This window comes from Roseibium sp. RP-7, assembly GCF_053005225.1.
The window spans coordinates 2,453,433-2,479,184 of sequence record NZ_JBRKQA010000001.1 but is presented as its reverse complement, the minus strand read 5'-3'; the positions used below and the strand labels follow the sequence as shown (position 1 = coordinate 2,479,184).

21 protein-coding genes are annotated in these 25,752 nt (G+C 57.8%); 10 read left to right on the top strand and 11 right to left on the bottom strand.

Translation table 11 applies throughout. From position 1 onward, the window contains the following. Positions 1–18: 18 nt before the first annotated feature. The gene (locus tag ACVDG9_RS11165; protein WP_370200800.1) at positions 19–339 is read right to left on the bottom strand and encodes a hypothetical protein; all 321 of its coding nucleotides are present in this window, start codon (positions 337–339) and stop codon (positions 19–21) included. Between the two features lie 20 nt (positions 340–359). Further along, on the bottom strand, positions 360–2,984 hold the full coding sequence (locus ACVDG9_RS11160; RefSeq protein WP_447237984.1) for a caspase family protein: 2,625 nt from the start codon (positions 2,982–2,984) through the stop codon (positions 360–362). A gap of 382 nt (positions 2,985–3,366) precedes the next feature. Between ACVDG9_RS11160 and ACVDG9_RS11155 the strand changes: the two genes are divergently transcribed. Next, positions 3,367–4,218, top strand: a complete 852-nt coding sequence (locus ACVDG9_RS11155) for a GNAT family N-acetyltransferase (protein WP_447237983.1) — start codon at positions 3,367–3,369, stop codon at positions 4,216–4,218. A 35-nt stretch (positions 4,219–4,253) separates the two neighbouring features. Here the strand turns inward: ACVDG9_RS11155 and lhpI are convergent, their stop codons facing one another. The 7 genes from lhpI to ACVDG9_RS11120 form a co-directional block, all read right to left on the bottom strand. After that, positions 4,254–5,198: a bifunctional Delta(1)-pyrroline-2-carboxylate/Delta(1)-piperideine-2-carboxylate reductase gene (gene lhpI, locus ACVDG9_RS11150; protein ID WP_055653978.1), complete on the bottom strand. Its 945-nt coding sequence runs from the start codon at positions 5,196–5,198 to the stop codon at positions 4,254–4,256. A 102-nt stretch (positions 5,199–5,300) separates the two neighbouring features. Further along, complete coding sequence (locus tag ACVDG9_RS11145) at positions 5,301–6,401, bottom strand: calcium:cation antiporter (protein WP_447237982.1); 1,101 nt, start codon at positions 6,399–6,401, stop codon at positions 5,301–5,303. A 131-nt stretch (positions 6,402–6,532) separates the two neighbouring features. Beyond that, the gene (locus ACVDG9_RS11140) at positions 6,533–7,312 is read right to left on the bottom strand and encodes an ABC transporter ATP-binding protein (RefSeq protein WP_022999384.1); all 780 of its coding nucleotides are present in this window, start codon (positions 7,310–7,312) and stop codon (positions 6,533–6,535) included. After that, positions 7,309–8,064: an ABC transporter ATP-binding protein gene (locus tag ACVDG9_RS11135; RefSeq protein ID WP_022999385.1), complete on the bottom strand. Its 756-nt coding sequence runs from the start codon at positions 8,062–8,064 to the stop codon at positions 7,309–7,311. Before ACVDG9_RS11135 ends, ACVDG9_RS11140 begins: the two co-directional genes overlap by 4 nt. 11 nt (positions 8,065–8,075) lie before the next feature. Continuing rightward, positions 8,076–9,212, bottom strand: a complete 1,137-nt coding sequence (locus ACVDG9_RS11130) for a branched-chain amino acid ABC transporter permease (RefSeq protein ID WP_075282584.1) — start codon at positions 9,210–9,212, stop codon at positions 8,076–8,078. A 4-nt stretch (positions 9,213–9,216) separates the two neighbouring features. Further along, a complete protein-coding gene (locus ACVDG9_RS11125) occupies positions 9,217–10,245 on the bottom strand; it encodes a branched-chain amino acid ABC transporter permease (RefSeq protein ID WP_022999387.1) in 1,029 nt (342 codons plus the stop codon). Positions 10,246–10,334: 89 nt separating this feature from the next. Next, positions 10,335–11,681 (bottom strand): substrate-binding protein, encoded by a 1,347-nt coding sequence (locus ACVDG9_RS11120; protein WP_031268785.1) that lies wholly within the window; start codon positions 11,679–11,681, stop codon positions 10,335–10,337. Positions 11,682–12,165: 484 nt separating this feature from the next. Here ACVDG9_RS11120 and ACVDG9_RS11115 point away from each other — a divergent pair, with 484 nt between their 5' ends. The 5 genes from ACVDG9_RS11115 (at position 12,166) to ACVDG9_RS11095 (ending at position 18,060) form a co-directional block, all read left to right on the top strand. Continuing rightward, positions 12,166–12,774, top strand: a complete 609-nt coding sequence (locus ACVDG9_RS11115) for a pyridoxamine 5'-phosphate oxidase family protein (protein WP_022999389.1) — start codon at positions 12,166–12,168, stop codon at positions 12,772–12,774. 225 nt (positions 12,775–12,999) lie between these two features. Continuing rightward, the gene (locus tag ACVDG9_RS11110) at positions 13,000–15,042 is read left to right on the top strand and encodes a M3 family metallopeptidase (protein WP_447237981.1); all 2,043 of its coding nucleotides are present in this window, start codon (positions 13,000–13,002) and stop codon (positions 15,040–15,042) included. Between the two features lie 63 nt (positions 15,043–15,105). Beyond that, positions 15,106–15,501 carry a DUF423 domain-containing protein gene (locus ACVDG9_RS11105; RefSeq protein WP_031268787.1) on the top strand — a complete coding sequence of 132 codons (396 nt, stop codon included), beginning with the start codon at positions 15,106–15,108 and terminating at the stop codon, positions 15,499–15,501. Positions 15,502–15,559: 58 nt separating this feature from the next. Further along, positions 15,560–16,990, top strand: coding sequence for a cytochrome P450 (locus ACVDG9_RS11100; protein ID WP_447237980.1), 1,431 nt, complete (start codon positions 15,560–15,562; stop codon positions 16,988–16,990). Next, positions 16,987–18,060, top strand: a complete 1,074-nt coding sequence (locus ACVDG9_RS11095; protein ID WP_447237979.1) for a lysophospholipid acyltransferase family protein — start codon at positions 16,987–16,989, stop codon at positions 18,058–18,060. The genes ACVDG9_RS11100 and ACVDG9_RS11095 overlap by 4 nt, the downstream gene beginning before the upstream one ends. Position 18,061: 1 nt before the next feature. On the opposite strand, the gene fghA is transcribed toward ACVDG9_RS11095, so the two are convergent. Both fghA and ACVDG9_RS11085 read right to left on the bottom strand, forming a co-directional pair. Beyond that, positions 18,062–18,889 (bottom strand): S-formylglutathione hydrolase, encoded by an 828-nt coding sequence (gene fghA / locus ACVDG9_RS11090; RefSeq protein ID WP_447237978.1) that lies wholly within the window; start codon positions 18,887–18,889, stop codon positions 18,062–18,064. Between the two features lie 151 nt (positions 18,890–19,040). Further along, the gene (locus ACVDG9_RS11085) at positions 19,041–20,153 is read right to left on the bottom strand and encodes an S-(hydroxymethyl)glutathione dehydrogenase/class III alcohol dehydrogenase (protein WP_022999395.1); all 1,113 of its coding nucleotides are present in this window, start codon (positions 20,151–20,153) and stop codon (positions 19,041–19,043) included. Positions 20,154–20,545: 392 nt separating this feature from the next. On the opposite strand from ACVDG9_RS11085, the gene ACVDG9_RS11080 reads away from it, so the two are divergent. The 4 genes from ACVDG9_RS11080 to ACVDG9_RS11065 are packed head-to-tail and all read left to right on the top strand — an operon-like array spanning position 20,546 to position 25,686. After that, positions 20,546–21,799, top strand: coding sequence for a sarcosine oxidase subunit beta family protein (locus ACVDG9_RS11080; RefSeq protein ID WP_031268788.1), 1,254 nt, complete (start codon positions 20,546–20,548; stop codon positions 21,797–21,799). A 14-nt stretch (positions 21,800–21,813) separates the two neighbouring features. After that, positions 21,814–22,119: a sarcosine oxidase subunit delta gene (locus ACVDG9_RS11075; protein WP_062488901.1), complete on the top strand. Its 306-nt coding sequence runs from the start codon at positions 21,814–21,816 to the stop codon at positions 22,117–22,119. Then, positions 22,116–25,118: a sarcosine oxidase subunit alpha gene (locus tag ACVDG9_RS11070; protein ID WP_447237977.1), complete on the top strand. Its 3,003-nt coding sequence runs from the start codon at positions 22,116–22,118 to the stop codon at positions 25,116–25,118. The genes ACVDG9_RS11075 and ACVDG9_RS11070 overlap by 4 nt, the downstream gene beginning before the upstream one ends. Next, the gene (locus tag ACVDG9_RS11065; protein WP_152506733.1) at positions 25,111–25,686 is read left to right on the top strand and encodes a sarcosine oxidase subunit gamma; all 576 of its coding nucleotides are present in this window, start codon (positions 25,111–25,113) and stop codon (positions 25,684–25,686) included. The genes ACVDG9_RS11070 and ACVDG9_RS11065 overlap by 8 nt, the downstream gene beginning before the upstream one ends. Positions 25,687–25,752: the final 66 nt, after the last annotated feature.

Genomic DNA, 25,752 nt, shown 5'->3' with positions numbered 1-25,752 from the left:
TACCTTTTCTGTGCGAGGTTAGCCCCAGCTTCCGCCGCCGCCGCCACTTGGGCCGCCGCCACCGCCGCCGCCACCGCCGCCACTTCCGCCGCCGCTGTTGCCGCCGCCTCCACTATTTCCGCCACCGCTATTGCCGCCACCGCTATTGCCGTTGTTGCGGTCTTGAGCGCTAGGATCGTTGATCGGATCATAGGCAGGTCTCGAAGCCCTATTGGTCGTCGGGCTCGTGGTCGCAGGCTGCCTGACACCTTGCGGGGCCGGGTTTTGCTGTGTCTGGCATCCTGCCACCATCAGCGTCAGCAGTCCTGTGACTGGCAATAAGTACAAGAACGATTTCATCTGAATATCTCCCTCAACGATTAAAACAGATCATATCTGGGACGGTTCTGTTCCCACTGATGCTTTACCAGTGCAATCAGGGCCTCATCGCCTTCGGAAGGCGCCCGTCCAGAGGCTTCAAAGAAGTCGGCCAGGGCTTCACGGGTTTTCCGTCCCGGCTGCCCGTCAACCGGTCCTGGATCGAAACCGAGATCGGTCAGGGTCTGTTGCAACACCTTTGCCTTGAGGTTTTTCCGCGCATCGCCGAGAGCGGTCTTTGCCTGCTCGGCAGCCTGAGAAGACGGTTCAACAGCCACAGCCATGGCAAGCATGCGAACACGGTCCTGGCCTGCGGCATCGCCATCTTGCTGGCCAAGCATCCACGCGGTGTTGAATGCACCCCAGGGATCTCCGCGCTCGGCACTTTCACGGAACCAGCGAGTTGCCTCTGCCGCGTTTTTCTCAACACCCTGACCATTGTAATAAAGCAGTCCGATGGCCGTGCCTGCGGCGGGATGCCCGCCTTCATGTGCTTTCATGAACCAGCCAAGTGCTGCTTCATAGTCCTGCGGCACACCTTTACCGTCGCGGTACAGCGTCCCCATGTTCAGGTAGCCATAAATGTCGTTCCGCGATGCCGAGCGATTGTAGTAATAAACGGCGCGGTCGATGTTTTCTTCCACGTGCTGGCCATTCAGGTAGAAGCCACCAATGGCATTGAACGAGAACGTGTGGCCTGCCTCCACCGACTGCAGCAGTTTGTCCAGGCCGTCCTTTTCGTTCTGGGCTGTGCCTTCGCCCTTGATCTCGGCCATACCAAGCGAATGCAGAGCATAGGCGTCTCCCCGCTCCGCAGCCTTGCGGTATAGGTCGACAGCCTTCTCGCGGTCACGATCGATCCCGGCACCCAGGAAATACATGCGCCCCAGCACCTGGCCGGCACGAACATGTCCCATCTGGTAGGCCTGTTCAAAGTAACCGACAGCCTGTTGCAGGTTACCGGCAGCAAAGGCTCCACGGCCGCGCTGGAAGACGAACCGGCCGATCTCCGGGTAGGCAGCCATCGCTTCGGCGCAGGCCGTATCCACAGCCGCCGCATCCAGATCGTTGGCGAGCCGTCCTTCCGTAACCGCCTGCAAATCGAAAGGCTGGGTTGCCAGGCGATCGCACTGCGTTACACGGGGTTGAACGATCTGCGTGATGGTTCTTGCAGGCGTTCCTTCGACAGCCGGCAATTCCAGAGCAAATTTCCGCGCTTCACTTTCGCTGCCGATCTGCGGACGGACGGTCAACGTCGCGAGCGCAGAAACAGGAAAACGGTCGCCGGCCTGTAGCAAGCGGTTGTCGGAAGCAAGCTGCAGGTCCGTATCGACAGAGACAACCTTCAGCCAATCGCTTGTTGCCGGCAGATCCTCGACGGGCGCATCCGGATAGACGTTTACGGGGCCGGTGCCGATATCAGCTTCTACAGCTCCCTTCGAGGCCGTGTTGCCCAGCCATGACAGGAGAGCTTCAAGCCGCTTTGTGCGGTTTTCCTCCACCTGCTCGTTTTGCACCGGCGCTTCGGCCTGTGCGACCGTAATTGAGGCGATCGCGGATGCAGAACCGCCCCATTGGTCCTCTACCTCGTAGGAGATCAGTTCCACGTCGCCGGGTTGGGAGCCTTCCGGAAAGAACTCGAGACTGGCAAGCTCTGTCGCATCTATCACGTCCCCCTCAGCAACGGCCCGGCCTCCCGGCAGCTTCAAGGTACCTTTTTCAGGTAGCAAGGTGAGCTTCGCCTTCAGCGTTCCACCTTCCGGCTGAACCGGTTCGGGGATGCTGATCGGGACGGATTCAGCCGATGCAGATACACTGACCCTGTGATGAGCAGTCACGATCGGAGCCGGTTTGGGCGGTACGAAATAGAAGCTGGTGACGAGCGTTGAATCCTCATATGGGATCTGCTGGCCGCCAGTCTTGCGAACCACGTCATCTCGAACCTTGGTCATCAGGTCCTTGATCTCGAGCGCCGGATCAAGAGCATTCTCGACCACAGAAGAGGTGAACGGGCTCATTGGCCCCTTGCCGTCGTAGGCAACCTGACCAGGACGTGTGGCATAGGAGATGAATGTGCCGAGCTTGTTCGGAATCCGGCGCAGCCCTCTGGTCTTTCCGAGCGAATATTCTTCCTCGCCCCAAAACAGGCTTGCGATTTCGAACGGGTTGTCCCGGCAGGCGTCAAGCATGACGATCTGCAGGCTGGAAGCGGCCTTCATGTAGTCCAGCAGATGGGACACCTTGAGGCTTTCGAATTCCAGGTCGTATTGAGAGGACAGTTTGGCGTCGACAGGAAGAATGAAATTGGATTCGCCAACCTGAAGCGCATGCCCGGAATAGTAGAACAGCGCCGTGTCGCCGTCATTCAGTTCCCGCAGAAACCGGCGTACGACCTGCTCCAGATCCTTCTTGTTGAGATCCGTGCCGATCGTCACATCAAAATCGGCCTCCCGAAGGATTCTGGCGATTTCCGTCGTGTCCGTAACGGGATTTTCCAGCGGGGTCACATACTGGTATTCTTGGTTGCCGATGACCAGCGCAACCCTGCGCCCGTCCTCGGTCTGTGCCATCGCCTGGGCGGAAGGCAATGCAAGAGCAGCACCAACCGGCAGGCTCAGAAGGCCCATCCTGACAGCTTTCCTCAACCGGCCCACAGGCTTGGTGGAGGTCATAGATTTGCCAACTCGTGTGGCAAGAGGTCGATAATCCCGTTTCTGCATAACGTCCTCAGCGCTTAAATCCGCGTGTAACTATCGCGCTAGAGCTGCTGCCTGTCTGTGATGGAACTCACACGGAGGCACTTCCGGCTCCAAAGCGTCCGGCGCCCCCGTCGATCAAATACCCTTAGGGAAAGTGATGCACACTTGTGGTTCCGACGCAAGGGAGACGACATCAGCAACCGTCAGCTGTTCAGGCAAAGCCGGGGGAATGCCACCTCAGGCAAGTGTTTCTTTTCATTTCGAGTCATCCTACGCTGTTGCAAAAGCCTGCAAATGCTCGGGAGGTCGGATGACAGACGCGTTCAGGATTCGTCAGCTGAAGGAAAGTGAGATTCACATTCCACTCGAATTGGCGATGGAGGAAGGTTGGAACCCCGGGATTGAAGACGGCCCAGCATTCTTCACAGCCGATCCGAACGGGTATTTTGCCGGCGAAATAGACGGAAAGTTGATCAACGTTATTTCGGCAGTCCGCTACGGCGATACATTCGGCTTCATCGGGCTCTATATCTGCAAGCCCGAATTCCGGACCATGGGATACGGCCACCGGATCTGGGACCATGCAATGGCATATCTGGGGTCTCGTATCATCGGTCTGGATGCGGTAAATGAGCAGACTGCGAGTTATGCCCAGCACGGGTTCAAATCTGTCTACCGGAACATCCGGCATGCCGGCATCTCAATGTGCGATACGCCCATGGACCCGCGCCTTGCACCACTTGGTCACGGCCTTTTTCCCGGCATACGTGATTATGACCAGCGCTTCTTTCCGGCTGAACGCACGCAATTCCTGAAGACCTGGGCCGCCCCCATGCTGGAAACACGCCGCGGCTTTGCCTTTGTCGAAGATGGTCATGTCAGGGGATACGGCATTATCCGCCAGTGCCACGAAGGCTACAAGATCGGGCCCCTTTTCGCGGATGAGCCGGAAATTGCCGATACCTTGTTCCGCACACTTGCCGGACAGGTCAAAGGGCAGACCATTATCCTCGACACGCCCGAACCCAATGCGGCAGCATTGCTGATGGCGGAAAAATACGAGCTGTCACCGGAATTCGAAACCTTCCGCATGTATCGCGGCCTGGCACCCGATCTGCCTTTGGACCAGCTCTACGGCATCACAACGTTCGAATTGGGCTGAGGCGGCAAACCGCCCCGCGCCCTGTGTGTTTCCAATCAATGCTCGACTGACTGGTAGGCAAGAATGGCGCCGGCAAGGTCTTCCAGCGCAGCCCCCACCGACTTGAACATGGTGATGGCTTCTTCACTCTGCCGGCCAGGATGGTCACCCCGACAAAGCTCATACAGGTCAGCCTTGATTTCGCCTGGCGACAATACCCCGGCCTTGATTGGCTGAACGATATCTCCACCTTCGGAAAGGCACCCATCGCGGGTGTCCACGAAGATCTCTGCCCGCTTGACAAGATCGTCGTCACTCTCGCGCATGCTGGGCTTGAAGGCCCCCACAAGATCCACATGCGTTCCCGGCTTCAACAAGGCCCCCTTGATCAAGGGTTCGGAAGAGAGTGTTGCGGCACTGACGATATCCGCTTCCCCAAGCGCTTCCTTCAAACTTGTTGCTGATTTCAGTTTCACCGGAAACTGGTCGGCAAGCGAGCGCACGACTTCTTCCGTCTTTTCCCTGGACCGCCCCCAGATGGTGACTTCGTCAATGGAACGAACGGCCATATGCGCGGCGATCAGATTGGGAGCAAGGCGCCCGGTGCCGAGTACCAGCAGATGCCGCGCGTCGGAGCGAGCCAGGTAGCTGGCCGCAAGTGCGGAGGCCGCTGCGGTGCGCCTGGCTGTCAATTCCCCGCCGTCGATTAGCGCGAGCATCTCTCCGGTTCGTGCATCCGACAAAAGGTATTGCGCAGAAATTGCGGGAAGATTGCGCTCCGAATTGCCCGGAACCACATTGACCACCTTCACGCCCGCATATCCGCCCGGCACCCAGGCCGGCATCAGCAGCACAGTCGCATCGGGCTCACCGGGTATTTCCATGTCATGATGGTGGCGGGTTGGCATCACGCAGCCAGACCGGAACATCTTTGCCAAAGCGTCTATCAGATCAGGATATGGCAATGCATCGCGGGTCTGGTCTTCGGTCAAAAGCAGCATGTTGGGCCAATCTGTTAAGTGTTAACTTTATTGATACAAATCATATTCCCCGGAGCAGTCCAAGCATTTGCTCGGACGAAAAACTCCAGGAGAGCGTAATTTTCAGGACAAGTCGAAGATCATCATTACATAGGCGGCGAACAGTGCCAGGTGAACCGCGCCCTGGAGATAGTTCGTCGCCCTGCTGCCGAACGTCAACAGGCTTATGAACAGGGTCAGCACGAGCATGATGATGTCGGCAGGTTCCAGGCCGAGCTCAATCTTGAGTCCCGTCACCCAACTTACGAGAAGGACGGCCGGCACCGTCAGACCTATGGTCGCCACCGCAGATCCAAGGCAGATATTTACAGCGCGCTGAAGCTTGTTATCACGTGCGGCCTGCAAAGCGCTGAGCCCCTCGGGCATCAGCACAAGTGCCGCAACAATGAACCCGCTCAAGGCCAGCGGTGCTCCCAGCCCCTCGATACCGAATTCCACATAGAGTGCGAGCTTCTTCGACAGGAGGATGATCGGAAGAAGTGCCCCGAACAGGCCAATGATGTGAAACGGCATCGACCGGACGACCACGCCATGATGCCCTTCATCATGGCCGTCGTCGTCGGGCTGCCGAAAGATATCGCTGTGCGTTACCGTCTGGATCGCCAGAAACACGCCATACAGCAGCAGGCACATGACGACATCGAACGCTGACTGTAGCGGAGACAGCTCTCCGCCAGGAGCCGAGTGGGTGATGCGCGGCAACACGAGTGCAAAGATTGCCAGAGGCACAAGCACCGACAGGAACGCATTCGCGCCTTGCAGATTATAGGTCTGGTTCTTGTGGCGCAGACCGCCTGCCAAAAGACACAGGCCAACCAGCCCGTTCAGGACAATCATCACGACCGAGAACATCGTGTTGCGTGCCATCGTCGGAATGGCGTCGCCCGACAGCATGATCGCAACAATCAGCGCTACTTCGATCCCGATGACCGCCAGTGTCAGGATCAAGGTACCGAAGGGTTCGCCAAGCAGGGTTGCCAGGCATTCCGCGTGCCGGACGACCGAAAAGGCGCACCACATAACCGTGACGAATATGGCCGCCAGTAGCAACAGCGACGGGACAATCCCGATCGTTTCCGGTTTCAAGGCATCACCCGCGAAGGTGAAGGCGGCAAAGACCGCAAATCCAGTGAAGCTCGGCAATTCCGATTTGAGGCTGGTCACAAAGAAACCCGATAAAAAATGAAAACAGTCTGGACAGACTATAGGCCGCCGCCGCCGCCTTCAACCAATGCCGGCAGACAAAAAAGGCCGGTGCTTGGCACCGGCCTTCAGCTTCTGAAATGTCCGGAGGCTCAGATCGCCAAGTATTCCTGACGCAGTTGCGGATTGTCGAGGACTTCCTGTGCCGATCCGTCGAACACGACCTCTCCCATGTCCAGAATGACCGCCCTGTCGGCAAGGTGAAGCGCCGCGATTGCGTTCTGTTCAACAATGATGGTCGTGATGCCGAGATCCTTCACGCCTTCGAGGATGCGCTCGATCTCCTGAACGATCACCGGCGCGAGGCCTTCATAGGGCTCGTCCAGCAACAGCAGTTTGATGTCGCGCGCGAGGATACGTGCAACAGCCAGCATCTGCTGTTCGCCGCCGGACATGGTGATGGCGTCCTGCGACCGTCGTTCGGCCAACCTCGGGAAATGCTCGTAGATACGCTCGATCGACCATCCGACCGGCTCGGCAATCTGCGAAAGCTCCAGGTTCTCCTGAACCGTCAGTCCCGGAATGATGCGTCTGTCTTCCGGAACGAGGCCGACGCCCTGGCGGGCTGCCTGAAAGCTCTTCATGGTGTGAAGCGGCTTGTGATCGAGCCACACCTCGCCATGTTTCAGCTGCGGATCCTCCATCCGGGCGATTGCGCGCAACGTCGATGTCTTGCCTGCGCCATTGCGGCCCAGAAGTGCCAGGATCTCGCCCTCACGAATGTCAAAACTGACACCCTGAACGATATAGCTTTCGCCGTAATAGGCATGCAGGTCCCACGCAGAGAAAAATGCCGGGGCGCCGCCTTGAGATTTGCGCGGCGGGACGCCGGGAGCGGACCGACCGCTAAACTGATCGTCAAGTAGGGTCACAGATGCGCTCCTCCGAGATAAGCTTCCTGTACGCGCGGGTCGCCCTTGATCTCTTCGGGCTTGCCTTCCGCGATGATCGTTCCCTGTGCGAGCACGGTGACCTTGTCGGCAAGCGAGAACACGACATGCATGTCATGTTCGATGACCACCTTGGTGATACCGCGTCCGGCAATCCGTTTCAGAAGATCGATCGTGTTGTTGGTATCGGCGCGGGACATGCCCGCGGTCGGTTCATCGAGAAGCAGCAGCTTCGGATCCTGCGAGAGGCACATGGCCAGCTCGAGCCGGCGCTTGTCACCACGTGACAGGGAACCGGAAATAACGTCTTTTTTCTCCGCCAGGCCGACGTCCTCCAGCATGTGAAGTGCCTTGTCCTGGATTTCTGCATCCCTATCGAGCCGCTTGAACGGACGCAGTGAGAACTGTCCGTCGCGCTTTGCCATGGTGGGGATGATGACGTTTTCCAGCAGGGTGAGTTCTGCGAAAATTTCAGGGGTCTGGAACACCCGAGAAACGCCGACCTGGTTGATCTCGTAGGGCTTCATGCCTGTGAGCGAGATATCACCGAACTTCACCGTGCCGGTATCCGGGATCAACCGGCCGATCATGCAGTTCAGGAAGGTCGACTTGCCCGCTCCGTTCGGCCCGATGATCGCGTGAACAGTGCCCTGCTCCACCGAGAAGTTGACATTGTTGAGGGCTCTCAGACCGCCGAACGACTTGTTGACACCCTCTACACGTAGGATTTCCATATTCTTGTTCCTTACTCTGCAGGGGCAGTTGCACGGTTCGGTTCGGACTTGCCGGACGACCGCTTGAACAGCTTACCGATCCGGGACACGCCTTCCATGATGCCACCAGGCAGGAAGATAACGATCAGCATGAAGAGAACACCGAGCGTAAGATGCCAGCCTTCACCGACGAACAGGCCGGCAACGGAGATGACGGGGCCTTCGATAAAGTCCGGAAGGAAACCGAAAATCTCATGCAGGGTCTGCTCGTTGAAGGCAGAAAAGATGTTCTCGAAATACTTGATCAGCGCCGCACCGAAGATCGGGCCGAGCAAGGTGCCTGCGCCGCCGAGAATGGTCATGAGAACGACCTCTCCCGATGCAGTCCATTGCATGCGCTCTGCACCTGCCAGCGGATCGGTGATGCACATCAAAGCACCGGCCAGACCTGCATACATGCCCGAGATCACGAACGCCGCCAGTGTGTAGGGACGCGGATTGAGGCCGGTGTAGGTCATACGGTTCTGGTTGGTCTTCACGGCGCGCAACATGATGCCGAAAGGCGATCGGAAGATCCGCTGTGCAACGAAGAAGCCGATCAGAAGGATGACCGCACAGAAGTAGAACCCGCCCCACCCGGTCATTTCAATGCCGAACAGGTTCGCGATCAGCGGGCCTTCCTGACCGCCATTGCCATCGAACAGACGCGGGTCGCTGCGCAGAACACGCAAGCCGGTCTCCCCGTTGGTGATTGGCGTCAGAACCGAATAGGCCAGGTTATAGGACATCTGAGCGAAAGCGAGCGTCAGGATCGAGAAATAGATGCCCGAACGGCGCAGCGACACATAGCCGATGGCAAGCGCGAAGATGCCGGACGCGATGATTGCCATGATCACGGCAGGGATCGGGTTCATGCCAAGCAGCTTGAACGTCCAGACTGCGGTGTAGGAACCGACACCCAGAAACGCGGCATGGCCGAATGACAGGTATCCAGTCAGACCGAACAGAATGTTGAAACCGGTCGCAAAGAGACCAAAGATTGCAAACTTCTGCAGAAGGTCGGGATAACCGGCACCAATCGGCTCAAGCCAGATCGGCATCGTAAGCACCGCGACAGCAAAGATCGCGAAGAAGATGTAGTCGCGTGCCGGAGATGTTTTTGTAGACATTTTTTTAGTTCTCCATGACGCCCTTGCGGCCCATCAGCCCGCGCGGACGCACGAGAAGGATGACCACAGCAACGAGATAGATGATGATCTGGTCGATGCCTGGAAGAATGGCCTTGATTTCATTCATCGATGCGAAGGACTGCAGGATGCCGAGCAGGAAACCTGCCGCGACGGCTCCAGGCAGCGACCCCATGCCGCCAACAACCACCACGACGAAGCTGAGCACGAGGAAGTCCATGCCCATGTGATAGTCGGGTGGCAGGATCGGCGTGTACATGACCCCGGCTAGACCGGCGACCACTGCGGCAATCGCGAAAACGATGGTGAAACGGCGCTCGATGTTGATGCCCAGCAGCCCGACCGTATGACGGTCTGCCATGCCGGCCCGGACAACCATGCCGAAGGTGGTGAATTGCAGGAAGGCGAAGACGGCTGCGATGATGGCGCCTGCGAAGGCAAGGTAGACCATGCGCCAGTACGGATAGACGATCACGCCAGGATCCAAGCCGAGGGCAGCTCCGATGTCGGCTGCTCCGCGTACGGCATCTGGCGCGGTTTGCGGGATCGGGTTGGCGCCGAAGATCGACTTGATGATTTCCTGAAGAACGATAGCGAGGCCGAAGGTGACGAGGATCTGATCGGCGTGCGCCCGGTTGTAGAAGTGCTTGATCAGGCCGCGTTCCATGATGAAACCGAAAAGCAGCATGACCGGAATGGCAAGCAGGATGGAAACCGGCACCGAATAGTTGAGCACCCAGTGACCGAAGTCTCCGAGGTATGCTTCGATGTAGGGTGTACGGATTTCGAGGGGAGTTCCCCACGCCGTCGTCTTGGTCGGATCCGTCGTCACGATCTCCAGGCTGAGAAGCTTGTTGAACGACACCGCGCAGAACGCACCAAGCATGAACAAGGCACCATGCGCGAAGTTGACGACCCCAAGGGTCCCGAAAATCAGGGTCAGTCCCAAGGCGATCAGCGCGTAAGCTCCGCCCTTGTCCAACCCGTTCAGCAGTTGAAGAATAATCACATCCATGGTCTTGCCGCTATTTGCTGCGTCACTTGCGTCCTGATAAGCAGCAGCCGCCGGCGGAGATCCTCCGGCGGCTGCCGACGTTCAAGAGCTTATGCGCCGTTGTTGCACGCGCCGAGTTCGCCACCCAGCATGTCTGCCGGGTATTCGACCTGCGAACGCGGAGTGACTTCCACCACTTCGAGAAGGTCGAACTGGGAGCTCGGGTTTTCTTTACCCTTCACGACCAGAACGTCCTTGAAGCACTGGTGGTCATCTGCACGATAGAGGGTCGGACCATTGCCCATGCCGTCGAACTCGAAGCCTTCGAGAGCTGCGGCGATCGCGCAAGGATCGAACGTGCCAGCCCGCTGTGCGGCATCGGCATAAAGCAGGGTCTGGACGTAGCAGGTGTGCGCAGCCTGGCTCGGCGGGAAGCCGTATTCCTGACCGAAGGACTTGACGAAAGCCTTGGAGCCTTCGTCCTGCAGCGACCAGTGCCAGTTGGTGGAGCCGAAGATACCCTTCACGTTTTCACCGGCACCCTGTGCCATCAGACGAGAATACAGCGGAACAACGATTACGAAGTCCTTGCCGTTGACCTGCTTGTCGCGCAGACCGAACTGAACAGCCTGGGTCAGGGAGTTCACCATGTCCTTGCCATAGTGGTTCAGAACAAGAACGTCAGCACCGGAGTTCAGAACCGGCGTGATGTACTGCGAGAAGTCACCAGCGCCAAGCGGCGTACGAACAGCAGCTGTTGTCTCCCAGCCCATGCCTTCGGTGTACTTCTTGATGGATTCTTCCTGAGACCAGCCCCAGGTGTAGTCGGCGGTAAGGTGATAGGCCTTGCGATCGGTGCCGTAGTTGTTCTTCAGAACCGGAGCCAGCGCAGCGCCGGACATTTCGGTGTTGAAGAAGTGACGGAAACCGTTCTTGCGCTTGTCCTTGCCGGTGGTGTCGTTGGAGTGGGTCAGCCCCGCCATGAAGATGACGCCGGCTTCCTGGCAGAGCGACTGCACGGCGATCGCCACACCGGAGGACGAACCACCGGTAATCATGATAGCGCCGTCTTTTTCGATCATGCGCTTTGCGGATGCACGGGCTGCATCAGACTTGGTCTGCGTGTCACCGGTCACGAAGGCGACCTTCTTGCCGTTGACGCCGTTGCCCTTGAGTTCCTTGGACGAGAAGGTGTTCAACAGACCGCCGTCGCCTTCACCGTTCAGGTGCTTGACGGCAAGCTGATAGGCACGCAGTTCGTCTGCCCCTTCGTCGGCATATGCGCCGGTCTGCGGAACGTTGAAGCCCAGAACGACTTCAGCGCCTGTCGGTTCGTTGAGATAACCGGCAGACCATGCGCGGCTGGTGAAAATGGTCGGCGTTGCCAATGCGGCACCGCCCAATGCGCCAGCGCGCAAAATGGAACGACGATTGAGGGGTTTACGAATTAAGCTCATACTTTCCTCCCAGAAAGGCGTCGCGTACCCACCTCGGGCACGCCTGCAATAGCTGTACAGCTGCAAGCAATTCCGGCTTGTTCCCCGTCCGGGATCCCGGCTCCTCCGCACCAAAACTGCAAGCTGCCACGACTGTAAAAAAATCATCTGCAAAACAGCAATACGACTATCGGATCGCTCACCCTCACCAACCCATTATACTTTCGAAGTAATCACGGCTAATCTTCGAATTTCCTCGCGATCTTTATTGCATCGCGTCATTTTATTTCTTTATGATTTTCAGCCACTTACTTCTCGCGCACACCGCAACGCGAAGTTACCTTGACGTAAAGGTTCAAAAATCCGGAATTTCAAAGCGTTAGACCAAAGTGCAAGATCGGACGGAGCTCAAAGGACGTCCGCGGCGAAATTGACGGAGACGGATACGGGCGGATAAGCTGCGGCTCTCGCCTTCGTCCCCGTACACCCGCCCGGAATCATTTCAATGAGCATCCTCACTTCCCTTGAGGACCTTCACGCACACTACGGCACTGCCGGAGAAGCGTCCTTGATCAAGGAAATCGATCATCTGAGCCCTGCGTATCGCAGGATTGTCGAGGCTTCCAACTTCTGCACACTTGCAACCTGCGGACCAGAAGGGCTCGACTGCTCTCCACGCGGCGACGACGGCATGGTTGTCAGGATACAGGATGACCAGACGTTGCTGATGCCCGACCGGCGGGGCAACAACAGGATCGACTCGCTGCGCAATATTGTTCGCGACCCGCGTGTCTCGCTCATGTTCATGATTCCCGGCTGGAACAACGTTCTGAGGATCAACGGCAAGGCAGTACTTTCCGTCGAGCAGGACCTTATTGCCAGCTTCGAGAAAGAGGGGCATTTGCCTCGTTCGGTGATCGTGGTCACGATCGGTTCGGTCTACTTCCAGTGCGCGCGCGCCATCATGCGTGCCGGCCTCTGGGAAACCGAGAACAGGACCGGCAAGGGCGACTTGCCGTCACCAGGTGAAATCATGAAGGAAATCAAGGCAAGTTTCGATGGTGAAACCTATGACCGTGAATGGCCGGAGCGTGCCAAGACCTCGATGTGGTAAGCGGCCTCCACTTGATGCCAATGACATCGAAAGACCGATACAAGACATCATGAGGCAAGCGATTGCCGTTGCCTTCCTTACCCGCCGAACAGAAACACCGGTTGCCATATCGCGTTCTGCGGCCTGATCGGCTTCAAGGCGCTATTTAGCCGCAGAGTGCTTGGAACCGATCCCAATCTGCGCCATATGTCGCTGACATCCTTCAAGATACCTTCCGAGGCACAAATGACCGTCAATCCGCTTCTTTCCGACTGGACCACGCCGTTCGACCTGCCTCCCTTCGAAACGATCTCTCCCGAGCATTTCGAGGAGGCATTCGACGCCGCCATGGCGGAAGCCAAGGCGGACACTGACAGGATCGCCGATCAGGTCGTGGCGCCGACTTTTGAAAACACGATTGTTGCCCTGGAGACGTCAGGAAAGACGCTCACCAAGGTTGCAAGGACGTTTTTCAACCTGACCGGTGCCCATACCAATGAGGCCCTGCAAAAGATCGAGCGCGACGTGGCGCCGAAGCTTGCAAAACATTCCTCGGAAATGCTGCTGAATTCCAAGCTTTACGGCAGGATTGCTGCTTTGTGGGAGCAAAGGGATTCGCTTGAACTCAATGCCGAAGACGCACGCGTTCTCGAACGGTATCAGAAAATGTTCCAGCGGGCCGGTGCAGGCCTTGACGATGCCGGCAAGGCGCGGATGGCTGACATTTCGCAAAGACTTGCCACCCTCGGCACCAGCTTTTCCCAGAACGTACTCAAGGATGAGTCGGACTATCAGCTTGTTCTGGAAACCGAGGAAGACCGTGCCGGCCTGCCTGACTTCCTGCTGACGTCGGCTGCCGAAGCTGCAAACGAACGAGGGCTTGACGGAAAGCACGTCATCACGCTTTCCCGTTCCTCGATTGAACCTTTCCTTCAATTTTCCACCAACCGGCGTTTGCGTGAAGAAGCCTTCAAGGCATGGTCCGCCCGGGGAGAAAACGGCGGCCAGACCGACAACCGGGCAATCATCAGCGAAACCCTCAAACTGCGGGACGAGAAAGCCCGGATGCTCGGCTTCAAGAACTTTGCGGAGTTCAAGCTCGATGACACGATGGCCAAGACGCCTGACAACGTCAGAGGCCTGCTTGTGAAGGTCTGGGAACCGGCGGTCGCTCAGGCGCGGGAAGAAGAAGCCAAGCTGGCGGACATGGCGCGCAATGCCGGCGAAAACCATTCTATCGAGGCATGGGACTGGCGCTTTTATTCCGAAAAGGTCCGCAAGGCCGAACACGATCTGGATGAAACGGAGCTGAAGCCTTACCTGCAGCTTGAAAACATCATCCAGGCCGCCTTTGACACGGCAACACGTCTCTTCGGGCTTGCTTTCAAAGAACTCAAGGACATGCCGGTCTACCATCCGGATGTCCGGGTGTTTGAAGTACTCGGCAAGGATGGCAATCACGTCGGTCTCTTTCTGGGAGACTATTTCGCACGGTCGTCAAAAAGATCCGGTGCCTGGATGAGTGCATTCCGGTCGCAACACAGGCTGGAAGGCGACGTAACGCCGATCATCGTCAATGTGATGAATTTCTCCAAGGGTGCCAAGGGTGAGGCCACGCTGCTGACGTTCGATGATGCCCGGACCCTGTTCCACGAGTTTGGCCATGGCCTGCACGGTCTTCTTTCGAATGTGACCTACCCCATGATCTCGGGCACCAGCGTCTCGCGTGACTTCGTCGAGTTGCCCTCTCAGCTTTATGAGCACTGGTTGTCTCAACCCGAAGTGCTTTCAAAATACGCCGTTCACTACAAGACCGGCGAACCGATGCCCGAGGCCCTTCTCGACAAGCTGCTTGCTGCCGCCAATTTCAATCAGGGGTTTGCGACGGTAGAGTATACGGCTTCCGCGCTGATCGATCTCGAACTCCATCAATTGGAAGATCCGGCAGAACTAGATGTTGCAGCCTTCGAAAAGGAAGAACTCGGCAAGATCGGCATGCCGCAAGCCATCACGATGCGTCACCGTATCCCGCATTTCCAGCATGTCTTTTCGGGCGACGGCTACGCGGCTGGATATTACAGCTACATGTGGTCGGAAGTGATGGATGCGGATGCGTTTGAGGCATTTGAAGAGAAGGGCAACGTATTTGATCCGGAAACGGCTGGAAAACTGTTGACCTACATCTACTCAGCCGGTGGCCGACAAGATCCGGAAGCCGCGTATCTCGCATTCCGGGGGCGTGCGCCACGGATCGATGCTCTTCTTGAAAAGCGCGGCTTTGCTGCCTGATCCGACCCCTTCTCCAGGCCTGCCGGTTTGCGCCGGCGGGTCAAACGTTTCCAGGACAACCGGATGACCCACATGCAGCCTCAGGCGACCCCGACCGCTCCTCTTCTAAGAACAGGCATGGCCATGGCCGGTGTCTCAGGTGCAGCCGGCGTCGTAAGTCTGGCATTGTCCGCGCACGCCAGCGCGTCAAGCCTGATCGAAACCGCTGCACACATGCTTTTGTTTCACGCGCCTGTGTTCCTGGGCATCGGCCTTCTCGCCCAATTGCGGAGAGTGCCGCTCCTTCCCGTCGTTTTGATATTCCTTGCCGCAGGACTGTCCCTGTTCTGTGGTGACCTGTTGATGCGGGCTTTTCTGGAAAGGCGCCTGTTTGCGATGTCGGCGCCAATCGGAGGCATGATGGTGATCCTCGGATGGCTGATGCTCGCGCTCTGTGCTTTACGTGTTCGGCCCAAGTGACTAAAAGCCATCTGACAGGTTATTCCGGTAAAACCAGAACCAATTCGGATTATTTTTAGTGACTGTTTCCGCACAAATTTCAGGCGACACCCAAAAGGCCGAACCGACAGCCACCAAGGCTGAAGACTTCGTGCCGCCCTACCCGTTCCGCTATGAAAAGATGCCGCCGGTCTGGAGCCTGATCGGCATGGCCAAGCGCAATTTTCTATCTATTTGGGGCGTCGATGATTTTCAAAGCCGCCTCAGAAGCAAAAAGATCTTCACTCGTGAACTGGTGATCTGCAACCGGCCAGACGTGGTTCGTGAAGCGTTCCAGACCAATCACGATGTCTTGCAGCGCAAGAGCCCGCAAATGCGTCATGCCTTGCAGCCTCTTCTCGGCGACGGTCTTTTTATCAGTGACACCGAAACCTGGGCGAAACGCCGCAAGGTGGTTGCACCGATCATCCACGGCTCGCGCGTCAGAGGATTCGCGCCGATCATGATCGAAACCATCGAGGAACAGCGAGCCGACTGGGCATCGCAGGGCGAAGGCGCTGAGGTCGATGCGCTCGCCGATATGGCACACCTGACAGCAGAGATCATTTGCCGGACCATTTTTGGGCGCCAGCTGGGCAAGGATCATGCTGCCGAAGTCGTTCAGGGTTTTTCGGATTATCAGCGCCATATCGACCAGGTCGACATCCTCTCCCTCTTCGGACTGCCCGAATGGCTGCCACGTTTTCGTGGCCGTGCGATCAAGAAACCTGTCGAGCGCATCATGACGGTGCTCGACAAGATCATCGCCAACTACGAAGCGCAGAAGGAAAAAGGCGAAGCATCCGTCATTGGTGGTTTGCTGGAAGCGAGAGACGAGAACGGCGAACCACTGAGCCGTGAGGCAATCATCAGCGAAGCTGCCGTGATTTTCATGGCCGGCCATGAAACAACCGCCAACACATTGGCCTGGGCCTGGTTCCTGCTGTCCCAATGCGACAAGAGCAGGGCTAACTTGCAGGCCGAACTCGACACGGTCCTCGCCGGCCGGTCACCGACATTCCAGGACGTTCCCAACCTGCCCTACACCAAGGCTGTCATCGAGGAAACCTTGCGGCTGTATCCGCCGGTCCCGATCCTTGCGCGAGAGGCAATGGCGGACACAAGCATCGGCGGCAAGTCAGTGCCAAAAGGTTCGCTGGTCATGGTGGTGCCATGGCTTATGCATCGCAATCCGGTGCTATGGTCGAAACCGGACGTTTTTGATCCCGGCCGTTTTCTCAATCCGAAATCGAAGAAACCCAATAAATACGGGTATGTCCCCTTCAGCATCGGCCCGCGCATTTGCGCCGGACTGCAATTCGGCATGACAGAAGCAATTCTCAGCCTGGCCATTCTCGCCCAGGATTTCGAACTCAAGCTGAAAGACGGTACGGACGTCCAGCCGGTAGCGCGGTTGACCTTGCGCCCCGGTGAAAACCTGCCAATGACGCTGCACCCGCGCCATTCATGACCAAACAGACGCGGCTGGAAGATATTCCCTTCGCTGAAACTCTTGCAGTAGAGCCCCCCGCTCCTCGTCTACGGGATCTCTTTTCTCAACAGGAGGCAGAGCGGGAGGCAGCTCGGCTTCACTGGTTCGTTCATGTCAAGGACGGTGTCCTGAACACCCTTTTTCATCATTCGCTGAAGCTGTGCCCACCAGCATTTGCATCGGCTGTCGGCAATTTGCTCGTGCCGGTAATGCGCTGGTCATATCGAGACAAACTGTTTCCGCAGCGCATCAGCCGTAATTTTGAAACGCTGACCGTCAACCGCTGGAACACCGACACGGGCCGGAAAGCAGGATTGAAACGATGGTGGCACAACATCGGCCGAACGATGTCCGAGTTCTGCATCGTCAACAAGTTATGGAAAAGTGCTCGTATTGAAGTTGAAGGGCTGGAACATCTGAAAGCGGCGCAGGCCAAAGGCGCACCAGTGATCTTCACATCCATGCATCTTGGCACCTGGGAAGCACTTTTCGTGGCAATACACGAGGGTCTAGCCGGACCGAGCATCGGTCCATTTCAACCTGAACCCAACCGGTTCAAGAACCGCATTGTTCATGCCATCCGCAAGGAGCGAAACCAGTATCTTTTCCCACCGGGGCAAAGAAGCGCGTATCGACTGCACCGGTTGATGAACAACGGGCAGTATTCCATGACCATTTTCGTGGACGAAGTTCGCGACAAGCAGGTCCATCTGCCCAGTTTCGGTCGACCATTACCGAAAAAAGGAAATGCGACTGTCGCGGTGAAGATCGCCAATTCCTGCGGCGGCACAATTATCCCGACATATCTTGTGCGACTGGGACCGGCCCGTTTCAGGATGGTCCTTCTTCCGCCTCTGGAAAGACCTGAAGAAACCACCGGCTATGATCTACATGACGCAGTCCGGGCCATGAACGATGTGTTCGAACCTATCGTGCTCGAACACATCGAAGAATGGTACATGTTGGGCGAATTGAGATTGCCCAGAAAATTCGCCCAAAGCGCCTACGCGAAAGCCTTGAGCGAAAAGAACCAAGCCCGAAGGTGGTAGATTAACCCTTCAGTCGCTCGGCATGCCAGGCGACGTGGTCGCGCGCGAACGTTGACACGAAATAATAGGAATGGTCGTAGCCTGCCTGCAAGCGGTAGGTGTGAGCCGTCTTCGTTTCGGTCAATGCATCGATGAGTGCAGCGGGTTTGAGCAGTTCGTAGAATTGATCGCCTGCACCCTGATCAATCAGAACATCACCGGCCCAGCCCTTTTCCTTGACCAGAACCGTCGCGTCATGCGCTGTCCAGAGTGTCTCATCAGCTCCGAGATAGGCCCCAAGCTGTTTGCGGCCCCAGTCGGAAGCCGTGGGGTTTGCGATCGGCGCAAAGGCTGACAATGACTGATAATGCCCGGGATATTTCATTGCCAGCGTCAACGCGCCGTGCCCGCCCATGGAATGCCCGGTGATCCCGTGATGCACGGAAACTGGGAAGTTCTCGGTCACCAGATCGCGCAATTCGCTGGCAATGTAGGTCTCCATCTGGAAATGCGGCGCCCATGGAGTCTCTGTCGCGTTGACGTAGAAGCCCGCCCCCTGCCCCAGATCATAAGCCTCATCATTGGCAACGCTCTCGCCACGCGGGCTGGTGTCCGGAAAGACGACGGCAATACCAAACTCTGCGGCATGGGCCTGCAGCCCGGCTTTGGTCATGGCGTTTTCATGGGTGCACGTCAGACCCGACAAATACCAAAGACATGGCACGGGGCCGTCCTTGGCCTGCGGCGGAATGTAGACCGCAAAAGTCATTTCACAACCACAGGCTTCCGACATGTGGCTATAGACACCTTGGGTGCCGCCAAAGGACTTGTTTTCGGAAAGGGTTTTCATTGTCAGTCAATTCCAATCTCTGAATAGCTGCCTATCCAAAAGGACTTCTCCGGCCTTGCCTTGCCAGACCGGAGAGACGCAGCATGCGCGTCCCCGCTTTCGCAGGGACGACGCCTTGGCAAAATGTCGGCGGGGTACGCCTGACGTTCGATCAGTAAACCACCACCGAGCGGATCGATTCACCGGAGTGCATCAGATCGAACCCCTTGTTGATGTCTTCGAGAGGCATCGTGTGGGTGATCATCGGATCGATCTCGATCTTGCCGTCCATGTACCAGTCAACGATCTTCGGAACGTCCGTGCGGCCACGCGCGCCACCAAATGCGGTGCCTTTCCAGACGCGGCCGGTCACAAGCTGGAACGGACGGGTCGAGATCTCAGCACCAGCCGGAGCAACACCGATGATGATGCTCTCGCCCCAGCCCTTGTGGGCTGATTCAAGCGCCGTACGCATGACATTCACGTTGCCGGTCGCATCGAAGGTATAGTCGGCCCCACCTTTGGTGAGGTTCACAAGATACGGAACAAGGTCGCCGTCTACTTCACTCGGATTGACGAAATCGGTCATGCCGAAACGCTCCGCCATCTCTTTCTTTTCCGGGTTCAGGTCAACGCCGACAATCTGGTCGGCACCGGCAAGACGCAGACCCTGGAGAACGTTCAGACCGATGCCGCCGAGGCCGAAGACAATCGCACGCGAACCGATTTCCACCTTTGCGGTGTTGATCACCGCACCGATGCCGGTCGTGACACCACAGCCGATGTAGCAGACCTTGTCGAATGGCGCGTCCGGACGGATCTTCGCCAGAGCGATTTCCGGTACGACTGTGTAGTTGGAGAACGTCGATGTGCCCATGTAGTGCAGGATCGGGTCACCATCGAGGGTCGAGAATCGGGACGAGCCGTCCGGCATCAGGCCCTGCCCCTGTGTCGCGCGGATCGACTGGCAGAGGTTTGTTTTCGGATTGAGGCAATATTCGCAGGTCCGGCATTCCGGCGTGTAGAGCGGAATGACATGGTCGCCCGGCTTCAGGGTAGTCACACCCGGGCCAACCTCGACAACGACACCTGCCCCTTCGTGACCCAGAATCGCGGGAAACAGACCTTCCGGATCCGCACCCGACAGGGTGAATTCATCGGTATGGCAGATGCCGGTTGCCTTGATTTCCACCAGCACTTCAAAAGCGCGCGGGCCTTCAAGCCTTACAGTGGTGACTTCAAGCGGTTTTCCGGCCCCAACGGCCACAGCGGCGCGAACTTCCATGAAGGATCTCCTGATGTGTGTTTCCCGGGGAGAGTTAACGTCCATATCTGCAAATGCAAGAACCGATGCGGCATCCGCTGTCGGGATTGCGCTATTCGATGAAATCTACCCCGCCTGACACCTTGCAGGAAGCGCTGAAATCCATTGTTTCTCCGAGGGTTTGGTTAGTCTGGCACAATTCATCGCAGGCCGTAAGACACCCATGTCGCATTCAGACAAGCATGCGACTGAAACCTTATACGCAACCTCGACCCCAATCGCGAATATGCGTCCCAATGGACGAGACTCCGGCCGTGTCGCTAAAGTCGTCGTTCAATTGCGTATTGACCCTGACGGCCGGCCGAGCGGATTTATCCGATTTGCTTGCCGGCAACGTGCGGAGCCGCTGCTTCATGAAGCGATATTCCTTTCTGGAACTGGCGAAAAACGCCTTTTCCGCGCACCAGAACTGGGGCCGCCAGTGGCGCGCTCCGGAACCCAAGGCCGAATATGACGTCGTGATTGTCGGCGCCGGCGGACACGGTCTGGCAACTGCCTATTACCTTGCCAAGGAACACGGCATCCGCAACGTCGCGGTCATCGAAAAAGGTTGGCTCGGCGGTGGCAACACCGGTCGCAATACGACCATCGTGCGCTCCAACTATCTGTGGGAGGAAAGCGCCGGGCTCTACAATCACGCAATGGGCTTGTGGCAGAACCTGTCCCAGGAACTGAACTACAACGTCATGTATTCTGCACGTGGCGTGATGATGCTCGCGCACACGGTTCACGACGTTCAGGTGGCACAACGCCATATTCACGCCAACCGTCTGGCAGGCGTTCAGAATGAGTGGCTGACGCCGGAAGAGGCAAAGGAATATTGCCCGCCTCTGAACATTTCAAAGAACATCCGTTATCCGGTCATGGGCGCGGCCTTGCAGCGCGTCGGCGGTACCGCCCGTCACGATGCGGTCGCCTGGGGCTATGCCCGTGGTGCCGATGCCCTGGGTGTCGACATTATCCAGAACTGCGCCGTTACCGGCATCCGCCGCGGCCAGAATGGGGCCGTCGAGGGTGTGGAAACGGTCAAAGGTTTCATCAAGGCCAAGAAGGTCGGTGTCGTCGCAGCCGGTCACACGTCTGTCGTCATGGACATGGCCGGTGTCCGGCTGCCGCTGGAATCCTTCCCCCTGCAGGCACTGGTCTCCGAACCCGTGAAACCCGCCTTCCCGTGCGTGGTCATGTCAAATACGATCCATGCCTACATTTCGCAGTCCGACAAGGGTGAGCTTGTGATCGGTGCGGGCACTGACCAGTTCGTGTCCTATTCGCAGGCTGGCGGCATTCACATCACCAACCACACAATTGACGCGATCTGCGAACTTTTCCCGCATTTCCGGCGCATGCGCATGCTTCGCAACTGGGGTGGTATCGTCGACACGACGCCTGACCGTTCGCCCATCCTGTCGAAAACCCCGGTTCAGGGGCTCTACGTCAACTGTGGCTGGGGCACAGGCGGCTTCAAGGCGACGCCCGGATCCGGCCATGTCTTCGCGCATACGATTGCCAAGGATGAGCCGCACCCGATCAACGCACCTTTCACCATCGACCGGTTCCGGACCGGCCGCCTCATCGATGAAGCCGCTGCAGCGGCCGTGGCCCACTAGGGGAGATCACAAGAATGCTGCTGATTTATTGCCCCTACTGCCAGGTCGAGCGTGCAGAAACGGAATTTGCCTGCCGCGGTGAAGCCCATATCGCGCGACCGGCCGACCCGAGCCAGGCCACGGACGAGGACTGGGTGGAGTTTTTGTACATGCGCGACAATACCAAGGGTGTAGCCGCCGAGCGCTGGCGCCATATTCACGGCTGCGGACGGTTCTTCAACGCTGTCCGCGATACCGTCAGCGACAAGTTCCTGAAAATCTACAAGACCGGCGAACCGAAACCGGATCTTGAAGCGCTCGCCAAGGAGGCCGGCAAATGAGCCAGCCATTCCGTACTGAAAAAGGCGGCCGGATCGACCGCGCCGAGCAACTCACCTTCACCTTTGACGGCGAGGAAATGCAAGGCCACAAGGGTGATACCCTTGCCTCTGCGCTGCTTGCCAATGGTGTTCACCTGGTCGGTCGTTCGTTCAAGTATCACCGTCCGCGCGGCATTCTGACTGCCGGTTCGGAAGAACCGAACGCGCTGGTCGGGGTTTACCGCAACGGCGATCAGACGCCGAACCTGCGCGCTACACAGGTTGAGCTCTATCAGGGCCTTGAAGCCGTTTCACAGAACCGTTTTCCCTCGCTCGGGTTTGACATCGGCGCCGTGAACGACCTGCTTTCGCCGCTGTTTCCGGCCGGGTTCTACTACAAGACCTTCATGTGGCCGCATGCTTTCTGGGACAAGGTCTACGAGCCGATCATCCGTTCGGCGGCCGGCCTCGGCAAACCGCCGAAAAACCCGGATCACGACTTCTACGGCAACATCTACGCCCACTGCGACGTTCTTGTTGTCGGCTCCGGGCCAACCGGACTTGCAGCGGCTCTGGCTGCGGCAGAGACCGGTGCCAAGGTGATGTTGGTCGACGAGCAGGCTGAATTCGGCGGTTCGCTGCTTTCTGAAGTCAGCGCAAGCATCGACGGAAAGGATCCCACGGAGTTCGTTTCGGAAACCATCGCCAAGCTTGCCGCGATGGACAATGTCACACTCCTGCCGCGGACAACGGCCTTCGGTTATTTTGCGCATAACTTCATTTCGCTGGCAGAGCGCATCACCGAACATTTGCCCAACCCGGATCCCAAACTGCCGCGTGAACGACTGTGGCAGGTGCGCGCCAAGGAAGTGGTGATTGCAGCCGGTGCGATCGAACGTCCGATGGTGTTTCCGGAGAATGACCGACCGGGCATTCTGCTTGCGGAAGCTGGAAGAACCTACCTCAACCGCTATGGAGTCAAAGTCGGCCACAAGGTTCTGGTGGCAACAGCCTGCGACAGTGCGTGGCAGGCGGCATTCGACCTTGCAGACCATGGTGTCGACGTAGCTGCCATCGTGGACATGCGCGAAACGCCGCCTGAAAGCCTGGTTGCAATCGCGGAAGCCAGGGGCATTCGTGTCGAGGCAGGATGCGTTGTAACAGGAACTCTCGGTCGCAAGCGTGTCAAAGGCGCCTTGCTCGGCCGGATGATGACATCGGGACAGGTTGCCTCCGGTGGCCAAATTGCGTGCGATGCGCTTTTGATGTCAGGCGGCTGGACTCCGACCGTCAGCCTGTATTCCCAGTCCCGCGGCAAGGTCGTCTGGGACGCGGACAAGGGGGCCTATGTTCCCGGTATTTCCGTTCAGAAGGAACGTTCGGCAGGCGGCTCCAAAGGCCTCTATGGCCTGCAGGCAACGCTTCACGACGGCTATGCGGCCGGTGAAGAAGCAGCCAGGTCCGCAACCGGCAAGTCCGCAAAGCTGACCTACGTCACGGCAACGGGTGGAGAAGCCGGATCAGGCGGCATCCTCGGCGCCCTGCCCCACGATCGGAACGCTTCACGGGTCAAGGCGTTCGTCGATTATCAGAACGACGTTACCGCCAAGGACGTCAAGCTGGCCGTACGCGAAGGCATGCAGTCCATCGAGCATATCAAGCGCTACACCACCACCGGCATGGCCACCGACCAGGGTCGTCTTTCGAACATGAACGCCCTGGAGATCGCATCAGGGGCCTTGCAGAAGCCGGTGACGGATGTCGGGCTCACCACGTTCCGCCAGCCCTACACTCCAACGACATTCGGTCTCTTTGCCGGTGTATCGCGTGGCGACTTCTTCGACCCGGTTCGCAAGACGCCGTCCCATGACTGGGTGGTGGAGAACGGCGGCGTCTATGAGGACGTTGGCCAGTGGAAGCGCACTTGGTACTTCCCGAAGAACGGTGAAGACATGCATGCGGCGGTTGCCCGCGAATGCAAGACCGTCCGCGAAAGTGTCGGCCTGTTCGATGCCTCCACGCTCGGCAAGATCGAAATTGTCGGACCGGATGCGGCCGAATTCCTGGAGCGGATGTACACCAACCCGTGGAAGAAGCTGGCGCCCGGCCGCTGCCGCTATGGTCTGCTGCTCAATGACGCCGGTTTCATCACCGACGATGGTGTTATCGGACGCCTTGCGGAAGACCGTTTCCATGTAACCACCACGACCGGCGGCGCGCCGAGTGTGTTTGCGACCATGGAAGACTACTTGCAAACAGAATGGCCGGATCTCGATGTCTGGATCACGTCGACCACCGAACAGTTCGCGGTCGCCGCGGTTCAGGGACCGAAGGCTCGGGAGGTGATTGCGCCCTTTATCGAAGGTGTCGATCTTTCCGCCGATGCCTTCCCGCACATGAGCGTGAAGGAAGCGACCTTCTGCGGCGTTCCCTGCCGGCTTTTCCGGATTTCCTTTACCGGTGAACTCGGCTTCGAAATCAACGTTCCCCGCCGTCATGGCAAGATGATGTGGGAAACGCTCGCCAAGGAAATCGAGAAGCACAACGGCACCGTTTACGGAACGGAATCCATGCACGTTCTGCGCGCAGAGAAGGGTTACATCATCGTCGGTCAGGACACGGATGGTACCGTTACTCCGCAAGATGCCGGCATGAGCTGGGCGATCGGCAAGAACAAGTTTGACTTCGTCGGCAAGCGTGGCCTGGCCCGTACTGACCTTGTTGCAGACGGTCGCAAGCAATTCGTGGGCCTTCTGACGAAGGACCCGAAAGTGAAGCTGGAAGAAGGTGCCCAGATCACGACTGCCGAGAACCCCGCCACCGGCACGCCTGCGGAAGGTCATGTCACCTCGTCCTACTACAGTCCGGCGCTCGACCGTACGATTGCCCTCGCGATCGTGAAGAACGGCCACGCGCTGGAAGGCAAAACGCTCTATGTGCCGATGCCGACCGGAAGCATTCCGGTCGAGGTGACAAGCACGGTGTTCTATGACAAGGAAGGAGCACGGATCAATGTCTGAACTTCTGGCAAGCGATCTGATCACGCCGGACGCGGGTGAAACACCGCTTCTGAGCCTACCGTCGGTCTCCATCCTGAAAGCTGCGCCCATGACGCGACTTTCCCTGCGTTGCCGTGAAGCTGCGCAAAAGGAAGCCGGCACGGCATTTGGCGCCTCACTGCCGCTTTCTCCCTTGTCGAACTCCACTTCCGCCAAACGGGCAGCGCTCTGGATGGGGCCGGACGAGTGGACCTTGCTTGCACCTGAAGAAGACCTCAGGGCGGTGTTCGACGGCATCGAGGATAAGCTCTCAACGCATCCCCACGCCCTGGTTGATATCTCCGACCGTTCGGAAGCGATCATCGTCAGTGGCGACAAGGCTGCCTGGTTGCTCAACACCGGGGTCTTCATCGATTTCTCGCTTGAGGTCTTTCCGGTCGGCACAGTGACAAGGACCCTGTTTCACAAGTCTCCAGTGATGATCTGGCGGACAGGTGCGGACACATTTGTGGTGGAAGCCTGGGTTTCCTTCATGGACTACGTGGCAGGTCTGCTCGTCCAATCGGCTACAGAGCTGGAAGCAGCCTGACCGGGGTCGGTGAAAACACCTGATTTTAACGAAACTTTGCGAGCCTCGCGGAACACATCGTTGCGC